General features: G+C 70.0%; 10 protein-coding genes and 1 pseudogene. 9 read left to right on the top strand and 2 right to left on the bottom strand.

Translation table 11 applies throughout. The annotated features are described in order from the left end of the window. Positions 1-17: 17 nt before the first annotated feature. From argS to thrC, 5 genes are all read left to right on the top strand, one after another. Positions 18-1,682 carry an arginine--tRNA ligase gene (gene argS / locus TFC3_RS27285; RefSeq protein ID WP_067507862.1) on the top strand — a complete coding sequence of 555 codons (1,665 nt, stop codon included), beginning with the start codon at positions 18-20 and terminating at the stop codon, positions 1,680-1,682. Positions 1,683-1,685: 3 nt separating this feature from the next. Next, on the top strand, positions 1,686-3,071 hold the full coding sequence (gene lysA / locus TFC3_RS27280) for a diaminopimelate decarboxylase (RefSeq protein WP_067507860.1): 1,386 nt from the start codon (positions 1,686-1,688) through the stop codon (positions 3,069-3,071). Further along, positions 3,068-4,381 carry a homoserine dehydrogenase gene (locus tag TFC3_RS27275; RefSeq protein ID WP_067507858.1) on the top strand — a complete coding sequence of 438 codons (1,314 nt, stop codon included), beginning with the start codon at positions 3,068-3,070 and terminating at the stop codon, positions 4,379-4,381. Before lysA ends, TFC3_RS27275 begins: the two co-directional genes overlap by 4 nt. A gap of 2 nt (positions 4,382-4,383) precedes the next feature. Continuing rightward, positions 4,384-4,752 carry a VOC family protein gene (locus TFC3_RS27270; RefSeq protein ID WP_067507857.1) on the top strand — a complete coding sequence of 123 codons (369 nt, stop codon included), beginning with the start codon at positions 4,384-4,386 and terminating at the stop codon, positions 4,750-4,752. A 68-nt stretch (positions 4,753-4,820) separates the two neighbouring features. Beyond that, positions 4,821-5,870: a threonine synthase gene (gene thrC / locus TFC3_RS27265; protein WP_067507855.1), complete on the top strand. Its 1,050-nt coding sequence runs from the start codon at positions 4,821-4,823 to the stop codon at positions 5,868-5,870. Here the strand turns inward: thrC and TFC3_RS27260 are convergent. Next, entirely contained in the window at positions 5,849-6,343 is a 495-nt protein-coding gene (locus tag TFC3_RS27260; protein ID WP_067507852.1) for a MarR family winged helix-turn-helix transcriptional regulator, read from the bottom strand. The genes thrC and TFC3_RS27260 overlap by 22 nt on opposite strands. Before the next feature lie 133 nt (positions 6,344-6,476). On the opposite strand from TFC3_RS27260, the gene TFC3_RS27255 reads away from it, so the two are divergent. Beyond that, positions 6,477-9,707, top strand: coding sequence for an efflux RND transporter permease subunit (locus TFC3_RS27255; protein WP_067507850.1), 3,231 nt, complete (start codon positions 6,477-6,479; stop codon positions 9,705-9,707). Between the two features lie 159 nt (positions 9,708-9,866). Further along, positions 9,867-10,019 (top strand): annotated as a pseudogene (locus tag TFC3_RS37395) (MFS transporter); the annotation flags it as partial. Positions 10,020-10,041: 22 nt separating this feature from the next. Here TFC3_RS37395 and TFC3_RS27245 read toward each other — a convergent pair. After that, complete coding sequence (locus TFC3_RS27245; RefSeq protein ID WP_067507846.1) at positions 10,042-10,389, bottom strand: hypothetical protein; 348 nt, start codon at positions 10,387-10,389, stop codon at positions 10,042-10,044. Positions 10,390-10,422: 33 nt separating this feature from the next. On the opposite strand from TFC3_RS27245, the gene thrB reads away from it, so the two are divergent. Continuing rightward, the gene (thrB, locus tag TFC3_RS27240; protein WP_067507844.1) at positions 10,423-11,358 is read left to right on the top strand and encodes a homoserine kinase; all 936 of its coding nucleotides are present in this window, start codon (positions 10,423-10,425) and stop codon (positions 11,356-11,358) included. A 326-nt stretch (positions 11,359-11,684) separates the two neighbouring features. Next, complete coding sequence (gene rho, locus TFC3_RS27235) at positions 11,685-13,841, top strand: transcription termination factor Rho (RefSeq protein WP_067507842.1); 2,157 nt, start codon at positions 11,685-11,687, stop codon at positions 13,839-13,841. Positions 13,842-13,845: the final 4 nt, after the last annotated feature.

Here is a 13,845-nt window from a genome sequence, read left to right as displayed (position 1 = left end):
CCGGATAGCATGGCTCGGTGACTCCCGCTGACCTCGCTGCCACCGTTCTCACAGCTGCCCGTGCCGTTTTCGTCACCCGCGGCCTCGACGTCACTCTTCTTCCCGGGTCGACGACGGTGGAGCGACCCCGTAACCCCGAGCACGGCGACTACGCCTCGACGATGGCCATGCAACTGGGCAGGAAGGCCGGGGTGCCCCCGCGCGAGCTGGCCGGGGCGCTCGCCGAGGAGCTGAGCAGCCGGCCGGGCATCAAGTCGGTGGAGATCGCCGGTCCCGGCTTCCTCAACATCCGGCTCGACGCGGCCGCCGCCGGCGTGCTCGCGCGTGAGGTCATTCTCGCCGGTCAGCATTACGGACATACCGACCGGCTGGCCGGGCAGCGGATCAACCTGGAGTTCGTCTCGGCCAACCCCACCGGTCCCGTGCACATCGGCGGGGTGCGCTGGGCGGCGGTCGGTGACGCGCTGTCGCGGCTGCTGCGAGCGGCCGGCGCCGACGTGGGCACCGAGTATTACTTCAACGACGCCGGCTCGCAGATCGACCGGTTCGCGCGCTCGCTGCAGGCCGCGGCCCAGGGCGAACCGGCCCCGGAGGACGGCTACGGCGGCGCGTACATCGCCGAGATCGCCCAGGCCGTGCAGGCCGAGGCACCCGAGGTGCTGCAGCTCGACGACGCCGCGGCGCTGGAGACCTTCCGCCGCGTCGGTGTCGAGCTGATGTTCGCCGAGATCAAACAGTCGCTTGCCGACTTCGGCGTGCAGTTCGACACCTACTTCAACGAGAAGGACCTGCACGAGCGCGGCGAGCTGCAGGAGGCGCTCGACCGGCTGCGCGAGCAGGGCCACATCTACGAGGCCGACGGCGCCACCTGGCTGCGCACCAGCGAGTTCGGCGACGACAAGGACCGGGTGCTGCGCAAGAGCGACGGCGACTGGACGTACTTCGCCGCGGACTGTGCCTACTACCTCGACAAGCGCAAGCGTGGCTTCGACAAGGTCGTCATCATGCTGGGCGCCGACCACCACGGCTACATCGGCCGGATGAAGGCCATGGCTGCCTGCTTCGGTGACGACCCGGCCGTCTCCCTCGAGATCCTGATCGGCCAGCTCGTCAACCTGGTCCGCGACGGCGAGCCGGTGCGGATGAGCAAGCGCGCGGGCACGGTGGTCACGCTGGAGGACTTCGTCGACGCGCTGGGCGTGGACGCCACCCGGTACGCCCTGGCCCGCTACTCCTCCGACTCGCCGATCGACCTCGACGTGGACCTGTGGACCCGGGCGAAGAGCGACAACCCGGTCTACTACGTGCAGTACGTGGCGGCGCGCACGGCCAACGTGGCGCGGCAGGCGGCGGCGGTCGGGCTGACCCGCGGCGAGCCGGACGGTTTCCACCCCGAGCTGCTGGTCCACGAGAAGGAAAACGACCTGCTCAAGGCGCTCGGGCAGTACCCGGCGGTGGTGGCCAGTGCCGCCGAGCTGCGCGAGCCGCACCGGGTGGCCCGCTACCTGGAGGACCTGGCCGGTGACTACCACCGGTTCTACGACAAGTGCCGGGTCACGCCGATGGGCGACGAGGAGATCACCGACCTGCACCGGGCCCGCCTGTGGCTGAACGACGCCACCCGAACGGTGATTGCAAACGGTTTGGCACTGCTGGGCGTCTCCGCGCCCGAGAGGATGTAGGTCATGCGGGCACATGAGGCCGGTGCGCTGCACGGCGACATCGGCAACCGGGGACCGGCGTGGCTGCGTACCCCCGAGGACGTCAACGCCTTGGTGCCGCAGCTGTGGCCGCGCACTGTCCGGCGTACCGCAAACGGCTCTTTGGAAATCGGCGGCGTGAGCGTCGCCGCCCTGGCCGAGGAACACGGCACGCCGGCGTATTTCCTCGACGAGGATGACCTGCGGGCGCGCTGCCGGGACTTCTCGTCCGCCTTCGCCGGCGCCGACGTGTACTACGCGGGCAAGTCCTTCCTGTGCAAGGCAGTGGTCCGGGTGGTTGCCGAGGAGGGGCTCTTCCTCGACGTCTGCTCCGGCGGTGAGCTCGCAGTCGCGCTGGCCGCGGATTTCCCGGCCGAGCGCCTGGCGCTGCACGGCAACAACAAGTCGGTCTCCGAGCTGCGCCGCGCGCTGGAAGCGGGAGTGGGCCGGATCATTCTGGACTCGTTCCAGGAGATCGACCGGTTGACCGAGCTGGCCCGGGAGCTGGACAAGCGGCCGGTGGTGCTGGTGCGGGTGACCGTGGGTGTCGAGGCGCACACCCATGAGTTCATCGCGACCGCGCACGAGGACCAGAAGTTCGGGTTCTCGCTGGCCGGCGGGGCCGCGTTCGAGGCCGCCACCAAGGTGCTCGACGAGGGCGTGCTGGAGCTGCGCGGGCTGCACTCGCACATCGGCTCGCAGATCTTCGACACCGCCGGGTTCGAGGTGGCCGCGCGCCGGGTGCTCGAACTGCAGGCGCAGATCCGCGACGCGCGCGGGGTCGAACTGCCCGAGCTTGACCTGGGCGGGGGCTTCGGCATCGCCTACACCACGCAGGACGACCCGTCGCCGGCCGCCGATCTGGCCAAGCGGATCAACAAGATCATCGACGCGGAGTGCGAGAACGAGAAGCTGAGCCGGCCCAGGCTGTCGATCGAGCCGGGCCGGGCCATCGTGGGACCGGCCGTCTTCACCCTGTACGAGGTGGGCACGGTCAAGGACGTCGATGGAATCCGTACGTACGTCAGCGTCGACGGCGGCATGAGCGACAACATCCGTACCGCGTTGTACGACGCCTCCTACTCCGCGACAGTGGCCAATCGCACGTCGCAAGCACCGCCGATGCTCGCCCGCGTCGTGGGAAAGCATTGTGAGTCCGGGGACATCGTCGTGAAGGATGAATTCCTGCCCGCCGACGTGCAGCCCGGAGATCTTGTTGCCGTGCCCGGCACGGGTGCCTACTGCCGGAGCATGGCCAGCAACTACAACCATGTGCCCCGGCCTCCCGTGGTGGCCGTGCGCGACGGTGTCTCCCGGGTGATCGTGCGCCGGGAAACCGAAGATGATCTGCTCGCATTGGATGTGGGATGAGTTCTGGTAAGCCTGCGGTTCGCCTGGCCCTGCTCGGTTGCGGCACCGTCGGAAGCGAGGTCGTGCGGCTGCTGCACGAGCAAGCCGACGACCTGACCGCCCGGATCGGGGCGCCGCTGGAGCTCGCCGGCATCGCGGTGCGCCGGCCCGGACGCGAGCGTGGCGATCTGCCGGTCGACCCGGCGTTGTTCACCACTGACGCGCTGAGCCTGGTCAAACGCGACGACGTGGACGTGGTCATCGAGGTGGTGGGCGGCATCGAGCCGGCCCGCACCTGGCTGAGCGAGTCGCTTCGAGCCGGTCGCAGCGTGGTCACCGCAAACAAGGCGCTGCTCGCCGAGGACGGTGCGACGCTGCACGACGCGGCTGCCGAGGGTGGCGCCGACCTGTACTACGAGGCCGCGGTGGCCGGGGCGATCCCGCTGCTGCGCCCGTTGCGCGAGTCGTTGCACGGCGACCGGGTCACCCGGGTCACCGGCATCGTGAACGGCACCACCAACTTCATCCTGTCGTCGATGGACGCTTCCGGGGCCGGTTTCGGTGAGGCCCTGGAAGAGGCGACCGAACTGGGGTACGCCGAAGCCGACCCGACCGCCGACGTCGAGGGCTTCGACGCCGCAGCCAAGGCCGCCATCCTGGCCTCGCTGGCCTTCCACACCCGGGTCACCGCCGCCGACGTGTTCCGTGAGGGCATGACCGCGGTGACCGCCGCCGACGTGGCCAGCGCCAAGGCCATGGGCTGCACGATCAAGCTGCTCTGCCTGGCCGAGCGTGGCCCGGATTCGCGCGGCACCGAGTCGGTCAGCGTGCGGGTGCACCCGGCGATGATCCCGCTCTCGCACCCGCTGGCCAGCGTCGGCGACGCCTACAACGCGGTGTTCGTCGAGGCCGAGGCGGCCGGCCCGCTGATGTTCTACGGCCGCGGCGCCGGGGGCACGCCCACGGCCAGCGCGGTGCTCGGCGACATCGTGGCGGCCGCGCGCAACCGGCTGTCCGGCACCCGCGCGCCCAGCGAGAGCGCGTACGCCCACCTGCCGATCCGCCCGATCGGCGAGGCGGTCACCCGCTACCACATCAGCCTCGACGTGGCCGACCGTCAGGGGGTGCTGGCCACGGTGGCCGGGGTGTTCGCCAAGCACGAGGTGTCCATCGCCACGGTTCGCCAGTCCGGTCGCGACGAGGATGCCACCCTGGTCATCGTCACGCACGGCGCGCCGGACGCGAACTTGCGGGCCACAGTGGAGGACCTGCGTACCCTGCCCATCGTGCGCTCGATCGCGAGCGTGCTGCGCGTTGAGGGAGGGGCCTGAGCATGCTCGACCACGTGGGATTCCAGTGCGCGGATCTCGAGACCAGCGCGAGCTTCTACGACCGGGTGCTCGAACCGCTGGGCCTGCGCCGGCTGGCCGACTTCGCTGTCGCCATGGGCTACGGCTCGGAGCACGCGGACTTCTGGATCGGCAAACTCGACTCGGGCACCGGCTTCCGCGAGTCGCACATCGCCTTCCAGGCACCCGACCGGGCCGCGGTGGACGCCTTCTTCCGTGCGGCCGTCGAGGCGGGCGCCGAGGTGCTGCACGAGCCGGCCGTGCACCCGGAATATCACCCGGCGTACTACGGCGCCTTTGTGCGCGACCCGGACGGCAACAACGTCGAAGCGGTGTCTCACCGTCCCGAATAATGGAAGTCCGGTCTCGCTATTCGGCGGGCTGAGGCATCCTTGAGCCAGTCTGCGGAGAGGAAAAGACCATGTGGCGGGGATTGATCGAGGCATACCGTGACCGGCTCCCGGTCTCGGCGGCCACCCCGGTGGTCACGTTGCACGAGGGCAACACGCCGCTCGTGCCGGCGCCGGTGCTCTCGCAGCGCACCGGGGCCGAGGTCTACCTCAAGGTCGAGGGGGCCAACCCGACCGGCTCCTTCAAGGACCGCGGCATGACCATGGCTGTGTCCAAGGCGGTCGAAGAGGGTGCCAAGGCGATCATCTGCGCCTCCACCGGCAACACCAGCGCCTCGGCGGCCGCCTACGCCGCCCGGGCCGGGATCACCTGCGCGGTGCTGGTGCCGCAGGGCAAGATCGCGATGGGCAAGCTGGCCCAGGCGCTCGTGCACGGGGCCACGCTGCTGCAGGTGAACGGCAACTTCGACGACTGCCTCGCGCTGGCCTCGAAGCTGTCGCAGGACTTTCCGGTGTCGCTGGTCAACTCGGTGAACATCTTCCGGTTGCACGGGCAGAAGACGGCCGCCTTCGAGATTGTCGAAGCTCTCGGCGGGGCCCCGGACATCCACTGCCTGCCGGTCGGCAACGCGGGCAACATCTCCGCCTACTGGATGGGTTACCAGGAGGACCGGGAGGCGGGCAACAGCAAGATCCTGCCCAAGATGTACGGCTTCCAGGCCTCCGGTGCCGCCCCGATCGTGAACGGCAAGGTGGTCCATGAGCCCTCGACCATCGCCACCGCCATCCGCATCGGCAACCCGGCGAGCTGGACCAAGGCACTGGATGCCCGTGACCAGTCGCAGGGGCTGGTCTCGGCGGTCACCGACCGGGAGATCCTGACCGCCTACCGGCTGCTGGCGCGTGAGGTCGGCGTGTTTGTCGAGCTGGGCAGCGCGGCGAGCGTGGCCGGTCTGCTGCAGCAGGCCGAGGCCGGGCTGATCCCGGCCGGGGCCACCGTGGTGTGCACGGTGACCGGGCACGGCCTCAAGGACCCCGAGTGGGCCATCTCCACCGCGCCGTCGCCCACCACGATCAAGAACGACGTGCTAGCCGCGGCTCACGCGCTCGATCTGGCCTGAGAGAAGTCCGGCCCCGGCCGGTCCGGCCCGGAGAAGTCCTCTTCCCGGGCCACCCGGATCATCGCCCGCAACCCGCCGAGTACCGCCGTGAGCTCTTCGCCGGTGAGCTTGCCCAGCAGGCGTAGCTGCAGCTCGGTGCCGGCGTTGACGAACTTGTCGACCGTTTCGCGGCCGGTCGCGCTGAGGCTGATCCGGCGTACCCGGCGATCGTGCGGGTCCTCGGCCCGGATGACCAGGTCGTGCGCGACGAGCCGGTCCACCATGCCGCTGAGCGTGGCCAGGCTCACGCCCAGCATCCCGGCGAGTTCGCGCCCCGAGGTATCACCCAGCCGGTGCAGCAGCATCAGAATCTTGAACTGCTGCATGGTGAGCTGAGACTCGAACAAGGGATGGGTGCGGTCCCGGACGAACAGCTGCTGGAGCTGCTGTTGAGCGTCCATGATGTCCGCGATGAGGCGATCGTCCGCGGCCATCGTTCCTCCTGTGTTGCGCGCTGATGGCCGTACAGCGTCCATCTCGTGACCGGACGCTACCAGTGGCCCCGACGAAAACCATTTGTTCGCGTCAGGCAAACTATATGTCTAGTCCGAACCATCGGGGGAGCGCATGTCGTTTCTGACCAGGCTCAGTCTCGCAAACCGAGGGCTGGTTGCCCTCATAGCGGTGGTGATCACCGGCTTCGGTGTCTACGCCATCCCATCACTCAAGCAACAGCTCCTGCCCTCGCTCGAGTTCCCCGGCGCGTTCATCGGGGCGGTCCTGCCCGGCGCCAGCCCGGAAATCATGGAGGAGCAGGTCACCAAGCCCATCGAGGACGCCGTCAAGGGCGCCGAGGGCTTGGACTCGATCCAGTCGACCACCAGTGAGGGCTCGGCGACCATCCAGGTCACCTACGAGTTCGGCACCGACCTGGACAACGCGATCAACCAGCTGACCACCTCGGTCAACCGGATCCAGGCGCAGCTGCCCGACGGCGTCGAGCCGACGATCTTCGCCGGCGGCACCGACGACATTCCGGCGATCATCCTGGCCGCGTCCGGCGGCTCCGACGAGGGCGACCTGGCCACCCGGCTGGAGCAGACCGTCGTCCCCGAGATCAACGCGATCGACGGCGTACGCGACACCCAGGTCACCGGTACCCGCACCCAGCAGGTCGTGATCAAGCCGGACGTGGCCAAGCTGGCCGCGGCCGGGGCGAGCCCGCAGGACCTCACCACGCTGCTGCAGAACAACGGCATCTCGATCCCGGCCGGGGCGGTCACCGACGGCACCCGCTCGCTGAGCGTGCAGGTCGGCACCCCGATCTCCTCGGTCGAGCAGCTCAAGGGCCTCTACCTCACCGGCAGCCGCGGCCCGGTCAAGCTTGGTGACGTCGCCTCGGTGACCAGCCAGCTCGCCACCGCCACCTCGTTCACCCGCACCGACGGTGTGGACAGCCTCGGTATCGCGGTGACCGCCTCGCCCGAGGGCAACCCGGTCGCCATCTCGCACGAGGTGCGCGACAAGCTCGCCGACCTGGAGTCGGCCTCGGGCGCGAAGCTGACGGTCATCACCGACCAGGCGCCGTTCGTCGAGCGCTCGATCGAGAGCCTGACCACCGAGGGCCTGCTGGGCCTGATCATGGCGGTCATCGTGATCCTGATCTTCCTGCTGTCGCTGCGCTCCACGCTGGTGACTGCGGTGTCGATCCCGCTGTCGGTGCTGATCGCGCTCATCGCGCTGTGGGTCGGCGACTACTCGCTCAACCTGCTCACCCTGGGCGCGCTGACCATCGCCGTCGGCCGGGTGGTGGACGACTCCATCGTGGTGCTGGAGAACATCAAACGACATCTGGGCTATGGCGAGGAAAAGGTCCACGCCGTCAGGTCCGGCGTCAAGGAGGTGGCCGGGGCGGTCACCGCGTCGACGCTCACCACCGTCGCCGTCTTCGCGCCGATCGCGCTGGTCGGCGGGTTCGTCGGGCAGTTGTTCGCGCCGTTCGCCATCACCGTGACGGTGGCGCTTGTCGCTTCGCTGTTCGTCTCGCTGACCGTCGTCCCGGTGCTGGCCTACTGGTTCCTGAGCCCAGCGGCGGGCGGTTCGGAGTCCGAGGAGGTCCGCCGGGCCGCCGAGGAGAAGGAGCTGCGCAGCCCGTTGCAACGGGCGTACCTGCCGATCATCCGCTGGGTGACCCGCAGCCGCGGCACCCGCTGGGCCACCGTCGCGATCGGCGTGGTCGTGCTGCTCGGCACGCTCGGGCTGGCCAGCAAGCTGGAGACCAACTTCCTCGATGAATCCGGCCAGGACACCATCACGGTGAGCCAGGACCTGCCGGTGGGCACCAGCTTGGCCGCGACAAACGCCGCCGCCAAGAAGGTCGAGGAGGTGCTCGCGGCCGAGGACGGCATCGAGACCTACCAGGTCACGGTGGGCAGCGGCGACTTCAACCCGTTCGCCGGGTCGGGCGGGGCGAGCGGCGCCAGTTACAACGTGGCGCTCAAGTCCAACGCGGACTCCGAGGCGATCTCCGACGACTTGCGCAACAAGCTCAAGGGCTTGTCCGGCGTCGGCGAGGTCACCGTCGGCGGGGACAGCAGCACCGGGTTCAACGGCAGCCAGCTTTCGGTCGTCGTGCAGGCCAGCGACCAGAGCGCACTGCAGGCCGCGACCAAGCAGGTCCAGGACGCGATGGCGGCCACCAAGGACGTCACCGACGTGAAGTCGACGCTGGCCGCCAGCGTGCCGCGCCTCGACGTCGAGATCGACCGGCAGGCCGCCGCCCGCCGCGGGCTGACCGAGGCGGCAGTGGGCCAGGCGGTCGCCGGGGCCTTCCGGTCCGCACCGGCCGGCAAGATCAGCATCGACGGGGCCAGCCAGGACGTCGTGGTGACCTTCGGCGCGCCGCCCTCGGATGCCGCCGCACTGCGCAAGCTGCAGGTGAGCACGCCGACCGGCCAGCGGGTCGCGCTCGATACGATCGCCGACGTCAAGGAGGTCGACGGTCCGGAGGAGGTCACCCGGATCGACGGCAACCGCAGCGTCACGGTCAACGGCACGGCCACCGGGTCCAACGTGGGTGCCACCACGCAGGAGCTGACCAAGAAGCTCGACGGGTTGACGCTGCCGGCCGGGGCTTCGTACTCCATCGGCGGGGGCAGCCAGGACCAGGCGGACGCGTTCGCCGACCTGGGCCTGGCGGTGCTCGCCGCGATCGCGATCGTGTTCGTCATCATGGTGGCGACGTTCCGCAGCCTGATCCAGCCGCTGGTGCTGCTGGTGTCCATCCCGTTCGCGGCGACCGGCGCCATCGCCCTGCTGCTGGCCACGGGCACGCCGCTCGGTGTGCCGGCGCTGATCGGTGTGCTGATGCTGGTCGGCATCGTGGTCACCAACGCGATCGTGCTGCTCGACCTGATCAACCACTACCGGGCGGCCGGCCTGGGCGTGCGCGAGGCGGTCGTGGAGGGTGGCCGGCACCGGCTGCGCCCGATCCTGATGACCGCCATCGCCACCATCTTCGCGCTGATCCCGATGGCGCTGGGACTGACCGGCGAGGGTGGCTTCATCTCGCAGCCGCTGGCCGTGGTGGTCATTGGCGGTCTGGTCAGCTCGACGCTGCTGACGCTGATCCTGGTGCCGACGCTCTACACCATGGTCGAGAACACCAAGCAGAAGCGCCGGGACCGCAAGCGGGCCCGCAAGGCGGGGCTGCCCACTGCGGAGGAGTCGCCCAAGCATGCCGCCGACGATGCGGCCGTGCCGGTGCCGGACGACCTGGCGGTGCCCGACTCCAGCGGCGGCGCGCACGAGGCGCCGGTGCGCTCGCAAACCCTGCCCAACCGCACCAAGCCCGCCTAGGGTTCCCAGGCGATATCGGCCGTCCCGCACACCAGCGGGGCGGCCGGTACTGTCTGCGTACGTGGTAACTCCGCTTTCGGTCCTTACTCGCCCCGCGACCCCGGCGCCGCCCCGGTGCCCACCTGGCCGGCCCTGCTGGAGGCCATCCGCCTGGCTGCCTGGTTCTGGCTGGTAGGAGCGCTGGTTTTCGGCGCGCACTTCGCCGGCGGGACGAACTGGGTGCTGTCCAACTACGCGCTGCAGGGCGAGGTGCCCGACCGGCTGCGGGGCCGGGTCTTCGCCACCGGCCTGATGCCGGCCACCCTGGCCATGCGCCAGCTCAGCCGGGAGCAAACTAACGCCTCGTAGGGACCCCGGCCGGCGTGCGGGTCACCAGCGCGGCGAGGAGCAGACCAATGCCGATCGCGGCCAGCAGCGTGATGACCAGGTTGACCGCGAACGTGAGCAGACCGTAGCTGGTGGAGGCGTAGTCGGTAACCCGGATCAGCTGCGGCAGCGTCAGCGTCCAGATCAGGCTGAGGATCTGGCTCAGCATCAACGCGCTCAGCCCCAGATTGGCCATCAAGGTGCTGCGCTGGCCCAGCCGCTCGCGCCGCTGGCCGACCAGGACGAAACCCGCGATCAGCACGGCCAGCATCGGCAGGTGCCCGATCGCGCCGGAGAAGAGGTAACCCACGCTCATGGCAGCACCGTACTGGACCCTTAGCATGAGGCCATGGGCCTGACCTTCGTTTCCGAGCCGGTGCGGGTGCGCACGCCGGCGACCAGCGCCAACCTCGGGCCGGGGTTCGACTCCCTCGGGCTGGCCCTGAGCCTCTACGACGATCTGACCGCCCGGATCACCGGGGACCGCTTCACCGTCTCGGTGACGGGCGAAGGAGCCGCAGAGCTACCCCAGGACGAAACCCATCTGGTGGTACGGTCAATGCTCGCCACCTTCGATGAGCTGGGCGAACGCCCGGCCGGAGTGGCAGTCGAATGCGTCAACCGGATCCCCCAGGCCCGGGGTCTGGGTTCCTCCTCGGCCGCCATTGTCGGCGGCGTGCAACTGGCTCGCGGCCTGGTCAGGGAGTTGATCAGCGACGAGGATGCGCTGCGCATCGCGGCCCGGCTGGAGGGGCACCCGGACAACGTGGCGCCCTGCCTGCTGGGCGGGTTCACGATCGCCTGGACCGAACCGGGTGGTGCCCGAGCGGTGCGGCTGGAGGTCAACCGCAGCATTCAGGCAACTGTGTTCGTACCGGATGAGCGGGGTTTGACGGCGAGGGCGCGGGCGGCGCTGCCCTCCAGCGTGCCGCACGCCGACGCGGCGTTCAACAGCGCCCGCTCGGCCCTGCTCGTGCACGCCCTGCAGCATGCCCCGGAGCTGCTGCTGGCCGCGACCGAGGACCGGCTGCACCAGAGCTACCGAGCGGAATCGATGCCCGGCACCACCTCGCTGATCGCGTCGCTGCGCTCGGTCGGCGTGGCCGCGGTGGTCAGCGGAGCAGGTCCCACGGTGCTCGCATTGGGGCCTGTACCTGGGGATTTCTACCCCGGAGCGGCATGGCGCGCCGAACCGTTGGGCGTGGATGTCAGCGGAGCCCTTGCGAGAGGGAGTATGGTGGAACACGCCGAGCGGGACCCTGTTGCCGCAGGTCGCCAGAGTTGACTACGCTCAAGACCTAGCACACCCGCGAAGCAAGCGATCTCTGCGGTTCGGCGCGCACCCCCGAGACTTTTGCCGATCTGGCTCGTCTCAATTCTTTTCAAGGCACACGCCGAGCAGCGGAACCTCAGGTCGCTGCACTCGCCGAGACCTACCTGTGCGTGCCGGCCGGACCATCCTGGCCGATCGGGAAGCACAGGTCGGGAAACCGTCGAGCTGCCGTGCTGCAAAAACCCCGCGCCGCAGGTGCGAAGCGGGCTCCGAGGGCACCCGGCCACCAGGCTGCTGCAGACCCGGGTGGTCTTGGTTTTTTCGACGGAAGGAATCCATTGAGCGACACCACCGACGTGACGTCGGGTGTTTCTGACGTCGCTGATGACGGCGCCACCACCGCGGCTGTCACCAAGCGCCGCCGCGGCGGCACGGGTCTATCCGCGATGCTGCTGCCCGAGCTGCAGAGCCTCGCGGCGTCCCTGGGCATCTCCGGCACCGCCCGGATGCGCAAGGGCGAGCTGATCACCGCCATCACCGAGCGTCAGAACGGCGGCTCCGCGGCCGCCGCTCCCGCCGCCGAGAGCGCGCCGCGTTCGCGCCGCAGCACCGCTACGGCCACCGCGACCGCAGCCGCGCCGGCAGCCAGCGCGCCGGTCGCTACCGCACCACCCGCCGAGTCGGCCCCCGCGCCCGCCAGCGCGCCGGCCCCCGCGGCTGAGCAGTCCGCACCCGTGCAGGTCGAGCAGACCGCGCTGCCCGTCGACGCGGCCCCCGCCACCGAGCAGGCCGAGCCGCGGCGCAGCCGGCGCGACCGGCAGGACCGCGGCGACCGGGCCGAGCGCTCGGACCGCACCGACCGGGGCGACCGGGGCGACCGCTCCGAGCGCACCGAGCGTTCGGACCGCACCGACCGGGCCGACCGGGAGCCGCGCGAGCAGGTCGGCACCCGCACCGAGGGCGTCGAGACCGGCGAGCGGCCGGAGCGGGGCGAGCGCAACCGCGACCGCCAGCGCAACCAGCAGCGCACCGAGGGCGGCGAGCGCACCGACCGGGACCGGGGTGACCGGGACCGCGGCGAGCGCAACGACCGCACCGACCGCGACCGGGGCGAGCGCAACGACCGCGACCGCAACGACCGCAACGACCGCGACCGCAACGGCGGCGACCGCAACGACCGCGGCCCGCGCAACGACGCCCACGACGATGACGACAACGAGAACGGCGAGGGTGGCCGTCGCAGCCGCCGCAGCCGCTTCCGGGATCGCCGCCGGGGCCGCGACCGTGACGGTGAGGATCGCGGTGGCCGCGAAGGTGGCCGCGAGGGCGGCGGCCGGGAACCGCACGTCAACGAGGACGACGTGCTCGTCCCGGTGGCGGGCATCCTGGACGTGCTCGACAACTACGCGTTCGTGCGCACGACCGGCTACCTGTCCGGCCCCAACGACGTGTACGTGTCGATGTCGCAGGTCAAGAAGCACGGCCTGCGCCGGGGCGACGCGGTCACAGGGGCCGTGCGCTCCGCGCCGCGTGACGGTGGTGAGCAGCGCCGCGACAAGTACAACCCGCTCGTGCGCCTGGACACCATCAACGGGATGGAACCCGACGAGGCCCGCCGGCGGCCCGAGTTCTACAAGCTCACCCCGCTCTACCCGCAGGAGCGTCTGCGGCTGGAAACCGAGCCGCACATCCTGACCACCCGCGTCATCGACCTGGTGATGCCGCTCGGCAAGGGCCAGCGGGCCCTGATCGTCTCGCCGCCCAAGGCCGGTAAGACGATGGTGCTGCAGGCGATCGCCAACGCGATCACCCACAACAACCCCGAGTGCCACCTGATGGTCGTGCTGGTCGACGAGCGGCCCGAAGAGGTCACCGACATGCAGCGCTCGGTGAAGGGCGAGGTCATCGCGGCCACCTTCGACCGGCCGCCGCAGGACCACACCACGGTTGCCGAGCTGGCCATCGAGCGGGCCAAGCGCCTGGTCGAACTGGGCCACGACGTGGTCGTGCTGCTCGACTCGGTGACCCGCCTCGGCCGCTCGTACAACCTGGCGGCGCCCGCCTCCGGCCGCATCATGTCCGGTGGTATCGACTCCACGGCCCTCTACCCGCCGAAGCGTTTCCTCGGCGCGGCGCGCAACATCGAGAACGGCGGCTCGCTGACCATTCTCGCCACCGCGCTGGTGGAGACCGGCTCGATGATGGACACGGTCATCTTCGAGGAGTTCAAGGGCACCGGCAACGCCGAGCTCAAGCTGGACCGCAAGATCGCTGACCGGCGTACGTTCCCGGCCATCGACACGCACCCGTCCGGCACCCGTAAGGAAGAGATCCTGCTCGGCAAGGAAGAGCTGGCGATCATGCACAAGCTGCGCAAGGTGCTGAGCTCGCTGGAGTCCGGCGCCGCGCTCGACCTGCTGCTCGACCGGCTCAAGCAGACCCGCACCAACGTCGAGTTCCTCATGCAGATCGCGAAGAGCACACCCGGCGAATAAGCAG

Source organism: Actinoplanes sp. TFC3 (genome assembly GCF_001553785.1).
In the GTDB taxonomy this organism is placed as follows: Bacteria; Actinomycetota; Actinomycetes; order Mycobacteriales; family Micromonosporaceae; genus Actinoplanes.
Note: the sequence above shows the minus strand (reverse complement) of the source record. Positions and strands in the feature narration are given on the sequence as shown.

Bases quoted from the DNA above. Each gene is read 5' to 3' on its own strand.
- lysA (WP_067507860.1), top strand. From the start codon at position 1,686: ATGCGGGCACATGAGGCCGGTGCGCTGCACGGCGACATCGGCAACCGG.
- TFC3_RS27275 (WP_067507858.1), top strand. From the start codon at position 3,068: ATGAGTTCTGGTAAGCCTGCGGTTCGCCTGGCCCTGCTCGGTTGCGGC.
- TFC3_RS27270 (WP_067507857.1), top strand. From the start codon at position 4,384: ATGCTCGACCACGTGGGATTCCAGTGCGCGGATCTCGAGACCAGCGCG.
- thrC (WP_067507855.1), top strand. From the start codon at position 4,821: ATGTGGCGGGGATTGATCGAGGCATACCGTGACCGGCTCCCGGTCTCG.
- TFC3_RS27260 (WP_067507852.1), bottom strand. From the start codon at position 6,343: ATGGCCGCGGACGATCGCCTCATCGCGGACATCATGGACGCTCAACAG.
- TFC3_RS27255 (WP_067507850.1), top strand. From the start codon at position 6,477: ATGTCGTTTCTGACCAGGCTCAGTCTCGCAAACCGAGGGCTGGTTGCC.
- TFC3_RS27245 (WP_067507846.1), bottom strand. From the start codon at position 10,389: ATGAGCGTGGGTTACCTCTTCTCCGGCGCGATCGGGCACCTGCCGATG.
- thrB (WP_067507844.1), top strand. From the start codon at position 10,423: ATGGGCCTGACCTTCGTTTCCGAGCCGGTGCGGGTGCGCACGCCGGCG.